Consider the following 18094-nt stretch of genomic DNA (forward strand, 5'->3'; position numbering starts at 1 on the left):
GGCGAGCGGCAATGAGTGAGCGGCTGCACCCGCAGGAGGCGGCGCGGGCGCGGCAGACCCCGGTGCCGTGGGGCGACTTCTGGCGCGTGTTTCCGCTCCTCGCGCTGGTGCCCATCGGCATCTTGTGGCTCTACGCCGACTGGATCAGCGAGCGCCGATACGGCGACCTCCTGCGCGCCGAGCGCATCGCGGTGTCGATGCAGGTGGCGGCGGTCTCGCGCGGGCTGCGCGACGTCTCCGTCGGCGTCTGCACGCTCGCCGAGCAGAACGAGCTCGGCGCCTATCTCGAATCACCCGATCCGAAGATGCTGGCAGCCATCGCCAACGAATATCGCTCCGTCGCCCGCCACGGCGCCCTCGTCAGCGACGTCCATCTCCTCGACAAAAGCGGCAGTCAGCTCGTCCACGTGCTGCGCATGGGGGCGGGCGAGGAACCGCGGGTCATGTCGACCGACGAGCTGCAGCAGCTCTCCGACGCCTTCTACGACGACGTCGCCTCGGCGAAGCGGACGGGGGAGCTCTTCGTTTCCCCTCTGAAGCGGGACGCCGACGGCAAGGGGGTGACGATCCGCTTCGGCACGCCCGTCTTCAGCGAGGATGGTGGCGACAAGGCGATGGTGGTGATCGGCTACAATGCCGCGCCGATCCTCGACAGTGCGGCGGCCGCCGGCGCCGCTTCACTGGGCGTGCCGATCATCATGGACAGCGACGGGATGCTGCTGATCACGCCCGACATCGACGGCGGCATCGGCTTCGGCGATCCAGCCGATCCCGCGCACGGCCTCGCCCTCGGCCTGCCGGACGAGTGGCGCACCATGGCCAACACCGACATCGGCAGCGTGCGCACCGAGGCGGGCCTCTTCACCTTCGAGGCCTACCGCCCGCTCGCCGACCTCAAGGGCTGCGAGGGCGATCCGGCGAACGCCGCGGGGGCCGACGGCGAGCGCTATCGCTGGGTGGTCGCCTCCCACGTGCCCGACCCGGTGCTCGACGACATCCGCGAGGACGCCTACATCACCGCCGCGGCGATCGGCGCCCCCATCCTGCTCCTCCTCGCGGTGGCGACGCGGACGGTGGGGGTGATCGTCGGCAATCGGCGCATCTACCGCGCCGAGCTCGAAGCGATGGCGCGTCGCGATGCCTTGACCGGGCTCGCCAACCGCATCGCCTTCGAGGAGGCGCTGACGGAGGCGTGCCAGCGGGCCGAGGACGAGGCCACCCGCTTTGCGGTGATCTTCATGGATCTCGACGGCTTCAAGGGCGTGAACGACGCGCTCGGCCACTTCGCCGGCGATCTGGTGCTGCGCCGCATCGCCCGCCTGCTCTCCGAGAACTGTCGCGACGGCGACACCGCGGCGCGCGTCGGCGGCGACGAATTCGTGGTGCTGATGCCGGGCGCCGATCATCAGGGGGCGCACGGTTTCGCCGAGCGGGTGAAGGACCGCGTCATCGCCGCGGGCTCGCCGGAGCGTCCCATCGGCGTCAGCATCGGCATCGCCATCTGGCCGGACGACGGCGGCGATGCCGAGACGATTGTCGTGCGGGCCGATCAGGCGATGTATGAAGCGAAGCGGGCGGGCAAGAACACCATCCGTCATGCATCCGCGACCGGCGTCGCGTAGCGGCGCGGCGACGGGCAGGGCAAGCGGGGATGCCGATGCGGATCGAACTCCAGACATGCTCCTACGCGGGCGACTTCGGCCTCTGCGAGATGCTGTGCGAGACGATCGACCGCTTCGCCCCCGCCGACATGCGGCACGTGCTCATCGTGCCCACCGCCGACCTTGCGGTGTTCCGCCCGCTGGAGCGCTCGGGCCGCGAGGTCCGCTCCGAGGACGAGTATCTGCCGCGCTGGCTCCACCGGCTGCCGATCCCGCGCGGATCGTGGCGGCGCTACCTGATGCTGCCGCGCCGCGACATCTTCCTCTCCTTCCGCAGCGCGCCGGTGCGGGGCTGGATCGTGCAGCAGATGATCAAGATCGGCGCCACCCGCGCCTCGGAGGCCGACGTGGTGCTGCACGTCGATTCCGACACCGCCTTCGTACGCCCCTTCACCGAGGAAAGCCTCGTGGTGGACGGCAAGGTGCGCTGCTATCGCAATCCCGGCGCCGGCATCCTCGATACGCACGCACTGTGGCACGAGGCGGCCTCGCGCCTCCTCGGCCTGCCGCCGACCCCCTACCACGGTGCCGACTTCATCGACGCCATGGTGACGTGGCGGCGCGATACGGCGCGGGCGATGATCGACCGCATCGAGAGCACGACGGGCGTCGACTGGCAGGTGGCGCTCGCCCGCACCCCGCACTTTTCCGAGTACATCCTCTACGGCGTCTATGCCACGAAGATCGCCGAGGCCGAGCCGGCCACCGCGGGCCGTCTCTGGTTTACCGAGCGCTCTCTCAGCCGCTCGCTGTGGACGGAGGGGCTGGCGGACGAGGCGCACAAGGCCGCCTTCGTCGCGAGCCTCGAGCCCGACGAGATCGCCTGCCTGGTGCAGTCCACCCTGCCGATGAGCGCGGCGGAGCGGCGGGCGCTGATCGAGGACCTCGCGGCGGTCGCAGCGCGGCAGCAGGCGGGCTGACCGCTCAGCCGGCCGGGACCCGCGTCGCGTCCTCGTGGCGGTAGAGGGGGACGCGGCGGCTGAAGAAGGTGAGCTTGCCCCACTGGCCGGCAAGGCGCATCGCGAGCGACCGGCGGCGCTCCGTGGAGCCGGTGACGGCGGCAAGGCACCACGCCGCGGCGAGGAGGACGAGCTTCACCGCCGCCCCCGCCATCAGCTTCGCCGCGGCGAGCCGCCGGTCGGGGGCGGTGAGGTAGATCACCCAGGCGTAGCTCTGCCCTCCGGCGAGGAGGCGGCGCCGTAGGTAGGCGGGTTCGGTGCGGCTCGCCGGCACGACATCGCGGGCACCGGCCTCGGCGAGCCAACCGAAGCGGCTTCCGGCCTGATGCATCCGGTGGAAGAGCAGGAGGTCTTCCCCGCCATTGGCGCCGAGATAGAAGTCGAACGGATCGTGGTCGGGGATCGCGGCGCGGCGCAGGATGCAGTTGGAGGTGGCGAGCACGAAGCCCTGGCGGTGCCGCTCGGGACCGTCGACGGCGAGCTCGGTCCCGTCGGGAAGGTCCGGCTCGCGCTCGTAGAGGCCGCGGGCGATGGGGCCGACCCCGTCGGGGTTGCCATAGATCGGCTCCACCGGGCCGAAGAAGCCGTCATAGGGCAGCCGCGCCACGCCCTGGCGCACGGCGCGGATCCAGGTCGGTACCACGGCCTGATCGTCGTCGAGGAAAGCGACGAACTCGGCTTTGGAGGCGGCTATGCCGGCGTTGCGCGCGACGGAGATGTTGGGCGGGTGCGCCTCGACGTAGCGCACCGGGTAGGGTAGGCGCGGGGCGGCCGAGGCCACCGCACGGCGCGCCGTCGCTCCGTCGGAGTTGTCGACGACGATGATGCCGAGGTCGGCGCGCGGGTCCGCCGTCGCGGCGCCGATGCTCGCGAGGAGGGCGACGAGCAGGTCCTCTCGGTGGAAGGTGCAGATGATGATGTCGATGCCGACGCGGCGCTCCGCCGCGATCCGGTCGGCCGTCGTCGGGCGGCCCGTGCCCGCATCGCTCGCTCCGACGCCGCTCGTCGCCGCGTCGCTCATGGTCGCACCGCCGCGACGGCGGGGCCGATCGCCTCCTCGAGCCGTACGCGGGGCTCCCACCCGATGGTCTCGGCGGCCGCGTCGGTCAGGTAGCGCGCGTCGCGGCGGAAGAGGGCGAGCTCGCCGCGCGCCGGCGCGAGGGCGGCTCGCTCGAGCCCCGGCAGGCCGAGCCGGCGCCACGCCTTGGCGGGGAGGCTCGCCGCGACCTCCGCGGTAAGCCGCGACGGCGACACGCGGCGCAGCGGCGGCGCCCCCGCCGCGGCGGCGAGGCGGGCGAAATAGTCGTTCCAGCTCATCCTGTCCGGCCCGTCGATGTTGAGGGGGAGGAAGCCGTCGGGCCCGGCGAGGATCGCGGCGGCCGCGGCGCGCGCCACGTCGTCGACGTGGACGAGGGGGGCGCGGGCGGCGGCGGCGCTGCCGAAGTCGCCCCAGGCGCCGGCGCGGATGCGGTGCACCATCTTGTCCACCCACAGCGTGCTGCCGGGCCCGTAGACGGCGCTCGCCCGCAGCGCCACCGCGCTGCGGTTGGGACCCGCCGCGGTCCATTCCGCGAGGCGGGCCTCGGCCGCGACCTTCGCCGCGCCGTAGTCGCCGACGGGGGGGACCGGAGGATCGTCCTCGCGCACCTCTCCGGTGCGGGCGCCGTAGACCTCGATGGAGCTCAGATAGACGACGCGGGCGACGCCTGCGGCCGACGCCGCCTTGGTGAGGCGCACGACGTCGTCGGCAAGGCTCGAGGTCGCGCCGCCGTAGGCCGCGTGGACGACTCCTGTGGTACCGGCCATCGCGGCGGCGAGCGCCTTGGCGTCGTCGAGCGGCGCCGAGGCGGTGGCGACGCCGCGCGCCGCGAGCGAGGCGGTAAGCGGGCTGTGGTGGAGCCCCGCCCGCACCGGCGCGCCGCGATCGAGGAGGGCGGCGCACACCGCGCGGCCGATGAAGCCGGCGGCGCCGGTGACGAGGACCGGGCCCGCCGTCATGCAGCCGCCCACGGCATCGGTGCGATGGGGGGAACGGTGCTCGTCACGCTATAGGGCATCGCGAATCGGTCGGGATGCTGCACCACCTCGGTCACCTCGGTGATGTGCACCGCGAGCTCGGAGGAGAGGCGGCAGGGGCGCCCCTCGCGCAGCGCGTCCGCGAGCTCGGCGACGCCGCGCATGAAGTCCATCGTCGGCACGCCCCGGCGCGTCGGCAGCGCGGGCTTGCGCACCGGCGGCACGGTCTCGGTCGGGCGCCAGCCGAGGCGCCGCTCGGCGAGGCGGGCGAGGCGGCTCGTCGCCGGCCGCGACAGCCGCACCGGCGAGGCGTAGGTCCACGGCTCGGCAAGGCTCAGCATGCCGGTTTCGCCGAAGAGGCGCAGGCGATGGTCGTAGGGGGCGATGACGGAGTTCGTCATGCGGGCGGTGACCCCGCCGTCGAAGGTGAGGAGGGCGACCGACATGTCGGGGGCGGGGTCCGGCAGCGGCGGGTCGGTCTGCTTGTCGGCGATCACCAGGGCGGAATGGGCCGTGACTGTGCGCACCGGCCCGAAGAGGGCGACGAGGGGGCCGAGCGTGTAGCCCGCGTGCTCGAAGGTGCAGCCGACCTGGAACTCGCCCCGGGCCGGCCACGGCGCGCCGGAGCGGTTCGCCCAGTCGCGATAGGCGGTCCGGTGGATCATGCCGTCGTCCATCTCGGCATAGACGAGGCCGATCTTGCCCGCGAGCCCGTCCCGCGCCGCCTTCATCAGCGTCTGCGAGTGCTCGCCGAGGAAGTTGCAGGGGGCGGCGGCGAGGGCGACGCCGCGTGCCTCGGCCGCGGCGGCGAGGCGCTTGGCGGCCGCCCCGGTCATCGCCAGCGGCTTCTCCGAGTAGACGTGCTTGCCGGCCGCGATCGCCGCCGCGCTGACGGCCTCGTGGTTGTGCGGGTCGGTGAGGTTGACGACGATCTCCACCGCCGGATCGGCGAGCATCGCCTTGAGCGAGGCCGCCGTCGGCAGCGACCAGGTGGCCGAGGTGCGGGCGAGGCGATCGGGATCGCGGTCGTAGACCGCGCGGATCGCCACCCCGTCGTGGAAGGGGGCGGTCGCGGCGTAGCTGTCGGCGATATAGCCGCAGCCAACGATGCCAAGTCCCGTCGCCACTCCGATCTCCTCCCGCCATAGGTGCGGCGAGGAGATTGCACACCCGCGGCCGCCGAATAAAGCCTGCCGTCAGGCCGAAAGGGCCGCAACGATCGCCTCGCGCGAAAACGGCATCGCCGTGAGGCGCACGCCGAGCGCTTCGGCGAGGGCGTTGGAGATGGCCGCGGCGGTGGGACCCTGGGCCGCCTCGCCGCATCCGAGCGGCGGCGCGTCCTGCGGGCCGACGATCCTCACGGTGATGCGGGGCACCTCGGGGAAGGTGAGGATCGGGTAGGTCTCCCAGTCCCGCGTCGCGACACGATCGCCCTCGTAGCGGACGGCCTCCTTGAGCGCCCAGCTCGTCGACTGGACGATGCCGCCCTCGATCTGGTTGCGCACCCCGTCGGGGTTGATCGCCTCGCCGACGTCGACGGCGGCCCAGGCGTCGGTCACCCTGACGTCCTCCTCCACCTCGATGCGCGCCACCACGGCGCAGTAGCCGGCGCGGTTCTTGTAGCGGGCGTAACCGATGCCGTAGGCGGCGCCGTCGGCGGAGGTGCCCGGCCAGCCGGCGCCGTCGGCCGCGGCCTCCACCACGGCGCGAGCGCGCGGGTCGTCGAGATGGGCGAGGCGGAAGGCGACCGGATCCTCGCCGAGCGCGCGGGCGACGTCGTCGACGAGGGTCTCGATGGCGGTCACGTTGAGGAAGGCGCCGAGCCCGCGCATCGCGGAGGTGCGCACGGGAATGTCGCCCACCACGCGCTTTGCCACCCGCTGATAGGCGATCGCGTAGGCCGGGATGGCGTTGCGCTCGGCCCCGCCGCCGGCCGCGAGCGGAATGTCGCCCGGCGTCTCTATCGGAACGCCGTCTTCGATGAGGTAGGCGGAACGCAGGTAGGGCGCGCCGGGGCCGGGGCGGCTCGAATGGGTGAAGCTCGTCGCCGTCGCCTCGAAGCCTTCGATGCGGCCGTTCGCGACGATGGCGGTGGCGCGCGTCACCATCGGCGCGCCGACGGGGGCGGTGCCGAACTCGTCGGCGCGGCTCCAGACGACGCGCACCGGTCGGCCGGGAACCGCCCGGGCGAGGAGAGCGGCGTCGAGGGCGACGTCGTCGGCGCCGTTGTGGCCGTAGCAGCCGGCGCCGTTCCGGTGGATCACGTCGACCGTCGCGGGATCGAGCCCGAGAACCTCGGCGAGCGCCGCCTTGAGGCGATAGACCGCCTGGCTGTGGCAGTGGACGGTGAGGCGCTCTTCGCTCCATTGCGCGATGGCGCAGGAGGGGCCGATGGAGCCATGCGAGAGGGGCGGGCGCGACACCTCCACCGAGAAGCGGGTTCCTTCGGCGGGCGGCTCGCCCTTCAAAAGCACCACCTCAGCCTCCCCGTCGGCTGCGGCGAGGTGGGCGACGGGGTCGAGGCTCTCGGCCGGCCCGTCGGACCAGACCGCGTTCGCCGTGGCCCACGCGACGGCGGCGAGCGCGTCGTCCTCCCGCTCGGCGAGGACGCCGAGGAAGTCGCCGTCGCGCACCACCTTCGCAACGCCCGGCCGGGCGGCGAGGGCGTCGACGTCGACGCTCAGGAGCCGGGCGTGCAGGGCGGGGGGATGGACGGGCCGGCCGTGCAGCATGCCGGGCAGGCGCATGTCGTGGATGAAGCCGCCGGCGATGCGCGACAGGAGATCGGCGCGCGGCAGCGGGGCGAGGGTGTGGGGCACGGGCGGCACGTCGGTGGTGATCGCGACGGCGAGGTCCACCTCCTCGGCGAGGCGCCACAGGGTGAGGTCGCTCGCCATGCCGCTGCGCCGCACCTCGCCGTCGACGATGTCGAGCGCATCGGTGCTCGACTGAAGGAGGGCGGCGGCCCGCTCCAAGAGGCGCGCGCGGGCGGCGAGCGCGGCAAATCGCAACGAGACGCCGCCGACCGAGACGGAGAGGCTGCCAGCCGTCACGCCCTCGTCAGGGGCCTCGCGCGTGTCGCCGGAGACGAGCCGCACCCGCTCCGGCGCGACCGACAGCGCGTCGGCCGCGATCTGGACCATCGCCGTGGCGATGCCCTGCCCGAGCTCCACCCGCCCGGTCCGCACGCGAAGGGTGCCGTCCGGCTCGAACCGGATCCAGTCGGAGATGAGCGGATAGGCGACGACCGGGGCGGGGAGGGTGCTCATGCCGCCTCGGCGATGGTGCGGGCGGCACGCTCGATGGCGTCGAGGATGCGCCCGTGCGCGCCGCAGCGGCAGAGATTGCCGGCGAGCGCGGTGGCGATGGCCGCCCGGTCGGGCACCCCGTCCGTCCGGTCGAGGAGGGCGCGCGCCTGCATCAGGATGCCCGAGAGGCAGTAGCCGCATTGGCCCGCGTTGCCGGCGAGGACTTCGGTGACGAGGGGATGGCGCGGCTCGGCGATGAGCGCCTCCACCGTCTCCACCCGCTTCGCCTCCACCTCCCACACCCGCAGCTGGCAGGCCCAGCGCGGCTCCCCGTCGACGAGCACGGTGCACACGCCGCACAGCCCGTCGCCGCAGCCGAACCGCGTGCCGGTCAGCGCCAGATCGTTGCGCAGGGCGTAGAGGAGCGGCGTCTCCGGCGGCACCGTCACGACAATCTCGGCGCCGTTGACGACAAATGCAAACGATTGCATTCTCGGGTCCGACGCAGGGGCGTCGCGCTCGACGGATGGCGCACGAGGGTCGTTCATAGCGGTCTCGGGGTTCTTCTGATCTCGGTTCGGATGGGACCCGCGTCAGGGCAGGGTGCGCAACGGTCCGCACCGTCCGCAGGGTTTCGAAGCGACGCCGTCGATCATAGGCGGCTATGCCGATCGTGCAAGGGCGGGTTGCCGGCGAGGGGCCCCGCGTCGATGATCCGCCGGCGGGGCGTCGTCGCGTCGCCGGCCATAGACGTGGCCGAAGGGCCCGCACCGGGAGGAGCCGAGATGGCGCTGACGCTCGAAGAGATGACCACACCGCTCACCTATCGGGTCGGCAACGCGTCGGAGGCGGGCTTCGACGCGCCGCCCGACCGGCACGGCCGTTCGATCCGCACCTACGTGCGCTCGTTGGAGGGCATTCAGAAGGAGGCGGTGACGGTGTCGCGGGCGACCGGCCTCGCCTGGCGCTACGCCTCCGACGAGGGCGTGCACCTCAACGGGCGCGACGCGGCGACCAATCCCTTGAGCTTCGTCGCGGTGGGGATGGTCGCATCCTACATGAGCGAGCTCCTGGCGCTCGCTGCCGCCCGCGGCATCGCCCTGCGCGGACCCGAGCTGACGCTGGAGAATTTCTATTATCGCGCCGGCTCCTTCCCGCGGGGGACGATGATCTCCGGCGCGCTGCCGCCCTCGCTCACCCTCGTCTGCGATACGGACGCGAGCGAGGACGAGATCACCCGCCTCCTCGCCGACGCGGTGGTAGCCTCGCCCCTCAACGGGCTGACGAAGGGGGAGAATGTCAGCCTCTTCACCATCGTCCACAACGGCCGCGAACTGGTGCCGGCGGGGGTCGCCCCCCTCGGCGCCCCGGCGGAGGCCGACAGAGGCGACCGCTTCGACGCGCTCGCCCTCGCGCCCGACGCGGAGCGCTTCCAGCCGCTCACCGAGCGCATCGGCTCCGAAGAGGCGATGAAGGCGCGCCTTGCCGCGAGCCCCGAGCCGGCGCCGAGCGTGGGGGAGGGCGAGGCGCTGCTTCATCTGCGCTCGGTCTGCCGCATCCTGCCGAACGGGGTGAAGGAGATCGTGCGCGAGCAGTACAAGATGCCGAGCTCCACCTGGCGCTTCCTCTGCGACGAGGCGAAGGGGGAGGGCGGCGAGGGCCGGGCGCCCGACGCGCTCAGCTATTTCGCGGCCGGTCTCGCCTTCTGCTTCATGACCCAGCTCGGCCGCTACGCCCACATGGCGAAGCTGCCGCTCCACGCCTACCGCGTGATCCAGGACACCCACTTCTCGCCGGGCGGCGGGTCGGCGGGTACCGGTCGGGCGGGCCGCGGCGATCCGGTGGAAACCCACGTCGCCCTCGAGACCGGGCTGGACGACGCCGCGGCGCAGGATCTGGTGCGGGTGGGGGAGCGCACCTGCTTCCTCCACGCCCTCTGCCGCGACGACGTGAAGGTGAAGACCCGCTATCGCCGCCGGGGGATGCGCCTCGCGGGCTGAGTGGCCGCCCACCCGCCGCCGCCCGCAACGCGGCCGCGGGTGGGCTCCATGCCTTAGGAGGCGATGGCGCTGACGCGATCCTCGAAGAGGTCGCGCCCCTTGACCAGCGCGGCGATCTTGGCGTCGGCGATGGAGCGCTTCAGCATCCAGAAGCCGCAGTCGGGGTGGACGTAGCGGATGCGGTTCTCGCCGAGGAGCGAGGCGGCGCGCTCGATGGCGCGGGCGATGCCGTCGGCGCTCTCCACCTCGGTCGCCTTCACGTCCACCACGCCGAGGCCGAGCCCGATCTCCGGCCGCAGCCCGCGGAACGCCGTGACTTCCTCGGCGGGCCGGTGGGCCATCTCCATCACGATGTGATCCACCTGCAGCGAGTTGAGGTAGCCGATCAGCTTGTCCCAGGTGCCGCGCTGGATGCTCTGGCCGCCATAGTTGCCGAAGCAGAGGTGGATGGCGGGCGTGGTCTTCACCGCCGAGAGCACGATGTTCGCCGCCTCGGACGCCCACTCCCACTCCTCCGGATGGCCGGGAAGGTTCGCCTCGTCGATCTGGATCACGTCGGCGTCGCAGGCGGCGACCTGCTCGGCGAGCACCTCGGCGACCGCCATCGCGAGGCGCGGCGTCGAGCCGTAGTGGTGGTCCGACAGCGTCTTGGCGAGCATGTGCGGGCCGGTGAGGGTGAACTTCAGCGGCTTGGTGGCGAGCCCCTTCGCCCGGGCGCAGGCGTCCGGCAGATCGAGCGTGCCGGAGCTGATCGGCCCGTCGACCACGCCGGCGGGCTGGGTGCGGAAGCCCATCCCCTCCTGCGAGCGGAAGGACTGGATCTCCTTGAAGGTGAGATCGGCCCGGACGCCCGCCATCGGCCGCACGAAATATTCGATCATCCCGTTGGTCTCGGGATGGTTGACGTCGAAGCGGTAGAGCTCGCCGTCGCACACGAGGTCGATGCCGGCCTTCTCCTGGGTCGCGAGCACCACGCGGGTGGCGTCGGCGAGGGCCTGCTCGCTCGGCGCGGCGGCGAGCCAGTCGGGCACCGGATAGGAGCCCACGACCGTCGTCTTGATCCCTGGCGTTGACATTCTCACGCACCTCCCGAGGCTGTTGTCTTGACCGCGCAGAACGGTCGCCGGATTATCTGGTTAGTTAATTCTAGGGACACGCCGCCGATGTCGCAACACGTCACGCTCGCCGCCAGCAACGACACAGCCTCGGCCGAGGAGGGGGCGCTCGAGCCTCGCAGCCGGCCGATCGAGAAGCCGGGCTTCGCCGCCAACGTCGCGAATTTCGTGGCGCGCAACTGGATCGCCGTGCTCGCCCACCTCGCGCTGATCGTGGCGTGGCAGCTCTGGGTCACGCTCGGCGACGTGCCGAGCTACGTGATGCCGAGCCCGGTCGAGACCTTCGCCTCGCTCGGGGAGGGCAACTACGACTGGGTGCGCAACACCCTCGTCACCGCCGGGGAGATTCTGGCCGGCTACTCCGTCGCGGTGGTGTTCGGCGTCGTCGTGGCGCTGCTGTCATCGTGGTCGCGTATCATCGACCAGGCGGTGATGCCCTTGATGGTGAGCCTCAACATGATCCCGAAGGTGGCGCTCGGCCCTCTCTTCATCGTCTGGTTCTCCTACGGGTTCACGCCCAACGTGCTGATCGTGTTCGCGATCTGCGTCCTGCCGATCCTCCTCACCACGGCGCGGGGGCTGAAGGAGGTGGAGCCGGACCTTCTGGAGCTGGTGCGGGCGCTGAAGGGCTCGCGCTGGCAGATCTTCACCAAGATCCAGCTGCCGTCGGCGCTGCCCTACGTGTTCTCGGGCATGAAGGTGGCGACGGTGCTCGCCGTCGCCGGCGCCGTGGTGGGCGAGTTCATCGCGTCGCAGGAGGGATTGGGCTACCTGATGTTGCAGGTCCAGGTGACTTTGGATACAGCGGCGATGTTTATGTCCGTACTCCTGATCACCCTCATCGGCGTGGTTTTGTATGGACTCGTTCAAATTCTGGAGTTCCTGACCGTGCCAAGAGACAGCCGTGTCGCCACAGCCTAGCGCCGCCTTCGAATCCAAAGTGACACGCCGGAGCACAACCCGAGATCCCGAACGCACCCGCCGCCACATTCTGGACGCCGCTCGCGCGGCGTTCGCCCATCAGGGCCTCGACGGGGCGCGAGTCGACGCCATCGCCGAGGCGTCGGGCGTCAACAAGCGGATGATCTACTACTATTTCGACGACAAGGAGGGTCTCTTCCTCGCCGTTCTGGAGGAGATCTACGCCGAGCTCTCCGCCGCCGGCGAAGCGATGGACCTCGCCGCCCCGCCGCTCGACGCGCTCACCCGCTACGTCGACTTCGTGTGGACCTACTATCACGGCCATCCGGAGGTCATCGCGATCCTCAACAACGAGAACCTGCATGGCGGCGCCCATCTCGCGCGCTCGCTGCATATCCGTGAGCTGGAGCGGCCGTTCATCGACAAGCTCGCGCGCCTCCTCCAGCAGGGCGAGGAGAAGGGCGCCTTCCGTCCGGGTCTCGACCCCGTGACCATTCACATCACGGTGATCGCCCTCGTCTATCTCTTCCTGGGCAACAACCGCACGCTCTCGATCTTCTTCGACCGCGACCTCTCCACCGCGGTGGCGAAGAAGAGCTGGCGCGAGCACATCCAATGCTCGGTCCGGGCCATCGTCACCGTCTGAGCATCGAAACCGTCTGAGCGTCGTCACCGCCTGAGCATCGCAACGGTCCGAGGATCAGGGGCCTCGTCTATGGGGCCCTTGACATCGTGTGTCTCGTAGTAACTAGTCAGTTAGTTACAAAATCCAAGGGAGGGGGCGATGCTCGCGAACGACGTGATGACCGCGCGCGACACCAAGGATCTCGTTGCGCTCTACGAGGAGGACGGCCACGCCACCAAGGCCGGGGTGTTCACGCCGGAGCGGATGGATGCCGCCATCGCCGACGTGATCGCCTGGAGCGACGAGGCGATCGCCGCGATGTCGGAAAAGGATCGTCGCTGGTTCGTCGACGGGGCGGCCAAGGGCACGGTGCTGCGCAAGCTCGACAACCCGCACACCAAGCGGGCCTTCTTCACCGAGCTTGCGAGCGATCCGGCGATCGTGGAGCTCGTCGAGGCGCTGGTGGGCAAGGGGGTCTCGGTCTACTTCAGCCAGATCTTCTTCAAGCCGCCGCACGGGGGCGGACCCAAGCCCGCCCACCAGGATAATTTCTATTTCGGCCCCTCCGATCACGACGGGGTGGTGACGGCCTGGATCGCCCTCGATCAGGCCGACGAGGAGAACGGCTGCCTGCGCTACGGGCGGGCGACCCATCGGGGTCCGATCATCGGTCACACCGCACCGCAGGATCGGCCGTTCGACCTCCAGATCGCGGCGCCGGACATGGCCGGCATGGAGATGCGCCCCGCGCCCGTGCCGAAGGGCGGCGTCTCCTTCCACCACGGCGGCACGGTGCACGTCTCCGCCGACAACAACTCCGAGCGCTGGCGGCGCGCGTGCGCCTTCCACTACGTGCGCAACGACGTGGTTTTCTCCCACCCCGCGCTCCCTTACGATCACTCCCTGGTGCTGCGCGTCTCCTGACGCGCGGCGGCCCACGAAACGGCAGAACGCCATGCGGCGCGGGCGATGATCCGCGCCCGCCGGAGGACACCCATGGACCAGCTCGCCCCCCGTGCCCCGTTGCCGGACAGCTTCGCCGACGTCGCCCATCTGGAGGAGGTGATGACGCGCCCTTCCGAGGCGCTGATCGCCGATCTCGAGAAGGCGCCGGGCGACATCGTCGTACTCGGAGCGGGGGGCAAGATGGGGCCCACCCTGTGCCGTCTCGCCAAGCGTGCGGTGCCGGATCGGCGCGTCTTCGCCGTCGCCCGCTTCTCCTCGCCCGGCCTTGCCGACGCGCTCGCCGAGCACGGGGTGGAGCCCATCGCGGCGGATCTTCTCGACCGCGACGCCCTCGCCGCGCTTCCCGATGCGCCCAACGTCGTGTTCATGGCGGGCTTCAAGTTCGGCGCCGCCGGCAAGGCGCCGCTCACCTGGGCGATGAACGCGCTGGTGCCCGCCAACGTCGCCGAGCGCTATCGCGCGGCGCGCATCGTCGCCCTCTCCACCGGCTGCGTCTATCCCTTCGCCACCGCCGCCTCGGGCGGGCCCACCGAGGAGACGCCGATCGGCCCGCCGCCCGGCGAATATGCCTGGTCGTGCCTCGCCCGCGAGCGGCTGTTCGAATATGGCTCGCAAATCCATGGCACCGCGGGCCGCCTCATCCGCCTCAACTACTCGATCGACATGCGCTACGGCGTGCTCCACGACGTTGCCGCCGCCGTGTTCGCGGGCTCGCCGGTGGACGTCACCATGGGCCACTCCAACGTGATCTGGCAGGGCGACGCCAACAGCCAGATCCTGCGCGCCCTCGCCCACGCGACGACGCCCACATCGCCGCTCAACGTGACGGGGCCGGAGATCGTCGAGACGCGCTGGCTCGCTCATCGGTTCGCCGAGCGCTTCGGCACCACGGCGACGATCGTCGGCGAGGAGGCGGCGGCGGGCTGGCTCAACAACTCCGCCAAGGCCCGCGCCCTGTTCGGCCCGCCGTCGGTCGACCTTCAGCGGCTGATCGACTGGCAGGCCGACTGGATCGCCCGCGGCATGCCCTCGCTCGGCAAGCCCACCGGCTTCCAGGTGCGCGACGGCAAGTTCTGAACTCGACGCGCGCCGGGGGCGGGGTCAGGGCCGCGCTTCGAGCACCATGTTGAACGGCGTCTCGGCAACACGGCGCACCCGCGTGAAGCCGCCCGCCGTCAGCACCGCCCGGAGCCGGTTCTCGCCGGCCTGGGCGCCGAGGGTGGCGCCCTCCTCCTGCGCCAGCGAGGCGGGCACGCAGATCATGGGGGAGCCGCTATTGAAGAGCCGGCCGACGGGGGTGAGATTGTCTTCCAGCCGGTCGCCGGCGTTGGGGCTCCACCAGCATCAGGACGCCGTCGTCGTCGAGCGCCCGCCGCGCCTGCCGCACCGTGCCCACCGGATCGCCGAGATCGTGCAACGTGTCGAAGAAGGTGATGAGGTCGAAGCCCCGTCCGCCATAGCCCTTGGCCATCGCCACCTCGAAGGTGACGCGGTCGGCGACCCCGTGGCGCTGCGCGTGCTGTGTCGCCGCCTTGATGGAGCCGTGGTGGAAGTCGTAGCCGACGAAGCTGGAGCCCGCGAACGCCTCGGCCATCATGATGGTGGAATGGCCGTGGCCGCAGCCGATGTCGGCCACCCTCGCGCCGTATGTGAGCCGCGCGACCACGCCGTCGAGCGCGGGAAGCCAGCTCTCCGCGAGGTCGCTGCGGTAGCCGGTGCGGAAGAAGCGCGCCATGGCGCAGAAGAGGCAGCTGCCGCGGCCGTTGTAGCCGACGCCCTCGGCCGGAGCGGAAGGCGTCCTTGACGGCGGCCTCGTCCCGCATCATCGCCGCCGCCGTGTCGAAGGCGCCCATCATGTAGACGGGGCTGTCCTCGATCGCGAACACCATCGCCTGCGCGATCGGCAGGGTGAAGCGGCCGTCGGCGAGGTCGTAGGTGAGATAGCCGGACGCGGCTTGCTGGCTCGCCCATTCGCGCACGTAGCGTTCGGCGCAGTCGGTCTCGGCGGCGAGCTCGGCGGAGGTCATGGGCCCCTTGGCGTGGAGCGCCTTGTAACGCCCGAGCCGGTCGCCGATGCGCACGAGGGGAGCGACATCGCGCCGCCGAGATCGTTGAGAATGCGGCCGACGACAGCGTCGAGAGTGGGCTGGTTCATCGCCTCGGGTCCTGTCGTTGGGAAATCGGGTCCTGTCGTTGGGAAAAAGGGGGGACAGGCCCCGCGCGCCGCTCCGCGAGGGGGAGCGCGGGGGCGCCGGCCGGTCGGGGGAACCGGGTGGGGGGCGGGGCCTGTCGTCGCCGATCTCGCGGCGACAGGCTGGAGATGGTACCCGCGCCCGCCGGCGCGTGTGACGACGATCACCGCCGGTCGCTTCGCCGCGCCGACCGAGCGAGGCCGAGGGCGGGGCGGTGAGCCGCTAGTAGGGCAGGCCCGTGTAGTTTTCCGCGAGCACGGTCTGCGCCGCTTCGGAGGTGGCGACGGCGTCGAGCTCGGCCTCCTGGATGCGCTGGTCGAACGGGGTTTGGTCGGGAAAGCGGTGCAGCATCGTCGTCATCCACCAGGAGAAGCGGATGGCGCGCCACACCCTCGCGAGGGCGCGGTCGGAGTAGGCGTCGAGCGCGCGGCGATCGCCGTCGCGCAGCTGCGCGATCAGCGCCTCGGCGAGATAGACGACGTCGGCGATCGCGAGGTTGAGGCCCTTCGCCCCCGTCGGCGGGACGATGTGGGCGGCGTCGCCGGCGAGGAACAGCCGGCAGTAGCGCATCGGCTCGGTGACGAAGCTGCGCAGCGGCGCCACCGATTTCTCGACGGAGGGTCCCGCGACGAGGCGAATGGCGACCTTGTGCGGCAGGCGGCGGCGCAGCTCGTCGAAGAAGGCGGCGTCGGACCACTCGGCCGGGTCGGTACCTGCGGGCACCTGGAGATAGTAGCGCGACAGCATCGGCCCCCGCATGGAGGCGAGGGCGAAGCCGCGCGGATGATTGGCGTAGATCAGCTCGGGTGCCGCGGGCGGCGTCTCGCACAGCACGCCGAGCCAGCCGAAGGGGTAGACACGCTCGAACTCGGTGCGGCGGTCGGCCGGGATCGAGCGGCGGCTGACGCCGTGGAAGCCGTCGCAGCCGGCGATGTAGTTGGCCGTCACCCTCTGCCGCGTGCGGCCGGTGGTGTAGGAGACGATCGCCTGCCCGGCCATCTCCTCGATGGCGACGTCCATCGCCTCGTGGACGATGGTGGCGCCGAGCGCGTCCTGTGCCTCGTAGAGGTCCTTGGTGATCTCGGTCTGGCCGTAGACCATCACGGCGCGGCCGCATCGGGCGGTGAAGTCGATGCGAAATCCCTCGTTGGCGAATCCCAACGACACGCCCTCGTGCATGCTGCCTTCGACGTCCATCCGGCGGCCGACGCCGGCGCCCCGCAGCGTCTCCACCGAGCCCCACTCCAGCACGCCGGCGCGGATGCGCGAGAGCACGTGCTCGCGGCTGTGCTTTTCGAGCACCACCGTCGAAACGCCAGCGCGATTAAGGATTTGCGACAACAACAGGCCCGCCGGCCCCGCTCCGATGATGACGACTTCTGTTCTCATTGGCGTGTTTCCCCCGCCGTGCAAGACTACGGGGGGAGGTGCCGGGGGAAATGGACGGTTCAGGCATAGACTTGGACGAATCGAACATTGCCGGTGGGGCGATCACCGCCACCCCCGCGTTCGATCTCTTTGCCGAAACCACAGAAATTGTCGACATCCTACACGCGGAGCCGATCTTCGCCCGTTCCGCCCTGCACGAATGGCATATCCGGCTGCACCGTCATCCCCGACTCCACCAGTTCCTCCTGGTGCTGCGGGGCGAGGCGGAGCTCCTCCTCGAGCGGCAGGCCGTTCCCCTCGTCCTGCCGGCGGTCGTCAACGTGCCCTCGGGGGCGGTGCACGGCTTTCGCTTCGCCCCCGGCACCGATGGGGTGGTGCTCACCCTGCCGGCGGCGATGGTCGCGCCGATCGTGGAGGCGGCCCCGGTTCTCGCCGCCGCCGCGACGACCGTGGCGGGGGAGGCGCTCGTGGAGCTCTTCCAGGCGATCGCGCGCGAGCATGCCGAGCGGGGGGCGCTGCGTCACACCTGTCTCGCCGCGCTCGCGACGCTCCTTGCCGCCCGCACCGCCGAGGCGCTCCTCGCCGCCGGCCCCGGCCGGGCCGCGGAAGGCGCTGAGCCGCCGCTGCTGCGGCGCTTCGAGGCGCTGCTCGAGGAACGCTTCCGCGAACATTGGCGTGTGGCAACCTACGCCATTGCCCTCGGCGTCACTCCGACCCATCTCACCCGTGTGTGCCGCGAGGCGACGGGGCGAAGCGCCTCCAAGCTCGTCGAAGCGCGCATGATGGCGGAGGCACGCCGCCTGCTCGCCTGCACGGCGATGCCGGTGGCGCGCATCGCGGAGGATCTCGGCTACCTCGACCCGGCCCATTTCTCGCGCGTCTTCACCCGCACCGCGGGGATGACGCCGACCGCGTTCCGCGCCTACGTCGCCACCGGCTCGCGCGATCCGACGGAGCGCCCCGATCGACCGACGAGGTCCTGAGAGACTGGACGAGGACGGT

15 protein-coding genes and 1 pseudogene are annotated in these 18094 nt (G+C 71.3%); 8 read left to right on the top strand and 8 right to left on the bottom strand.

Features of this window, described 5'->3' with window-relative positions:
• The first annotated feature begins 11 nt into the window (after positions 1–11).
• Together JCR33_RS08795 and JCR33_RS08800 are read left to right on the top strand one after the other, a co-directional pair.
• Positions 12–1622, top strand: coding sequence for a sensor domain-containing diguanylate cyclase (locus JCR33_RS08795; RefSeq protein WP_198881679.1), 1611 nt, complete (start codon positions 12–14; stop codon positions 1620–1622).
• A 35-nt stretch (positions 1623–1657) separates the two neighbouring features.
• Positions 1658–2581: a DUF6492 family protein gene (locus tag JCR33_RS08800; RefSeq protein ID WP_198881680.1), complete on the top strand. Its 924-nt coding sequence runs from the start codon at positions 1658–1660 to the stop codon at positions 2579–2581.
• A gap of 4 nt (positions 2582–2585) precedes the next feature.
• Here the strand turns inward: JCR33_RS08800 and JCR33_RS08805 are convergent, their stop codons facing one another.
• The 5 genes from JCR33_RS08805 to JCR33_RS08825 all read right to left on the bottom strand — a co-directional run bounded on the left by JCR33_RS08805 (position 2586) and on the right by JCR33_RS08825 (position 8375).
• Entirely contained in the window at positions 2586–3641 is a 1056-nt protein-coding gene (locus JCR33_RS08805; RefSeq protein WP_198881681.1) for a glycosyltransferase family 2 protein, read from the bottom strand.
• On the bottom strand, positions 3638–4618 hold the full coding sequence (locus tag JCR33_RS08810) for an NAD-dependent epimerase/dehydratase family protein (RefSeq protein ID WP_198881682.1): 981 nt from the start codon (positions 4616–4618) through the stop codon (positions 3638–3640). The genes JCR33_RS08805 and JCR33_RS08810 overlap by 4 nt, the downstream gene beginning before the upstream one ends.
• Entirely contained in the window at positions 4615–5763 is a 1149-nt protein-coding gene (locus tag JCR33_RS25495; RefSeq protein ID WP_198881683.1) for a Gfo/Idh/MocA family protein, read from the bottom strand. Before JCR33_RS25495 ends, JCR33_RS08810 begins: the two co-directional genes overlap by 4 nt.
• Before the next feature lie 69 nt (positions 5764–5832).
• Positions 5833–7905, bottom strand: coding sequence for a xanthine dehydrogenase family protein molybdopterin-binding subunit (locus JCR33_RS08820; protein WP_198881684.1), 2073 nt, complete (start codon positions 7903–7905; stop codon positions 5833–5835).
• Positions 7902–8375 (bottom strand): (2Fe-2S)-binding protein, encoded by a 474-nt coding sequence (locus JCR33_RS08825; protein WP_198881685.1) that lies wholly within the window; start codon positions 8373–8375, stop codon positions 7902–7904. Before JCR33_RS08825 ends, JCR33_RS08820 begins: the two co-directional genes overlap by 4 nt.
• A gap of 294 nt (positions 8376–8669) precedes the next feature.
• On the opposite strand from JCR33_RS08825, the gene JCR33_RS08830 reads away from it, so the two are divergent.
• Positions 8670–9884 (top strand): OsmC family protein, encoded by a 1215-nt coding sequence (locus tag JCR33_RS08830; protein ID WP_198881686.1) that lies wholly within the window; start codon positions 8670–8672, stop codon positions 9882–9884.
• Between the two features lie 53 nt (positions 9885–9937).
• Here JCR33_RS08830 and JCR33_RS08835 read toward each other — a convergent pair whose 3' ends face one another.
• The gene (locus JCR33_RS08835; RefSeq protein WP_198881687.1) at positions 9938–10960 is read right to left on the bottom strand and encodes a cobalamin-independent methionine synthase II family protein; all 1023 of its coding nucleotides are present in this window, start codon (positions 10958–10960) and stop codon (positions 9938–9940) included.
• An 87-nt stretch (positions 10961–11047) separates the two neighbouring features.
• On the opposite strand from JCR33_RS08835, the gene JCR33_RS08840 reads away from it, so the two are divergent.
• The 4 genes from JCR33_RS08840 (at position 11048) to JCR33_RS08855 (ending at position 14588) form a co-directional block, all read left to right on the top strand.
• A complete protein-coding gene (locus JCR33_RS08840; RefSeq protein WP_198881688.1) occupies positions 11048–11920 on the top strand; it encodes an ABC transporter permease in 873 nt (290 codons plus the stop codon).
• A 19-nt stretch (positions 11921–11939) separates the two neighbouring features.
• Positions 11940–12566, top strand: a complete 627-nt coding sequence (locus JCR33_RS08845) for a TetR/AcrR family transcriptional regulator (RefSeq protein ID WP_198881689.1) — start codon at positions 11940–11942, stop codon at positions 12564–12566.
• Positions 12567–12704: 138 nt separating this feature from the next.
• Positions 12705–13469 carry a phytanoyl-CoA dioxygenase family protein gene (locus JCR33_RS08850; protein ID WP_198881690.1) on the top strand — a complete coding sequence of 255 codons (765 nt, stop codon included), beginning with the start codon at positions 12705–12707 and terminating at the stop codon, positions 13467–13469.
• A 72-nt stretch (positions 13470–13541) separates the two neighbouring features.
• On the top strand, positions 13542–14588 hold the full coding sequence (locus JCR33_RS08855) for an NAD-dependent epimerase/dehydratase family protein (RefSeq protein WP_198881691.1): 1047 nt from the start codon (positions 13542–13544) through the stop codon (positions 14586–14588).
• Between the two features lie 24 nt (positions 14589–14612).
• Here the strand turns inward: JCR33_RS08855 and JCR33_RS24700 are convergent.
• Together JCR33_RS24700 and pobA are read right to left on the bottom strand one after the other, a co-directional pair.
• Positions 14613–15666: pseudogene (locus JCR33_RS24700) on the bottom strand (class I SAM-dependent methyltransferase).
• Positions 15667–15925: 259 nt separating this feature from the next.
• Positions 15926–17092: a 4-hydroxybenzoate 3-monooxygenase gene (gene pobA / locus JCR33_RS08870; protein ID WP_198881694.1), complete on the bottom strand. Its 1167-nt coding sequence runs from the start codon at positions 17090–17092 to the stop codon at positions 15926–15928.
• Between the two features lie 71 nt (positions 17093–17163).
• On the opposite strand from pobA, the gene JCR33_RS08875 reads away from it, so the two are divergent.
• Positions 17164–18075 carry a helix-turn-helix domain-containing protein gene (locus tag JCR33_RS08875; RefSeq protein ID WP_198881695.1) on the top strand — a complete coding sequence of 304 codons (912 nt, stop codon included), beginning with the start codon at positions 17164–17166 and terminating at the stop codon, positions 18073–18075.
• Positions 18076–18094 lie beyond the last annotated feature (19 nt).

It is taken from the genome of Acuticoccus mangrovi, from assembly GCF_016411865.1.
GTDB lineage: Bacteria > Pseudomonadota > Alphaproteobacteria > Rhizobiales > Amorphaceae > Acuticoccus > Acuticoccus mangrovi.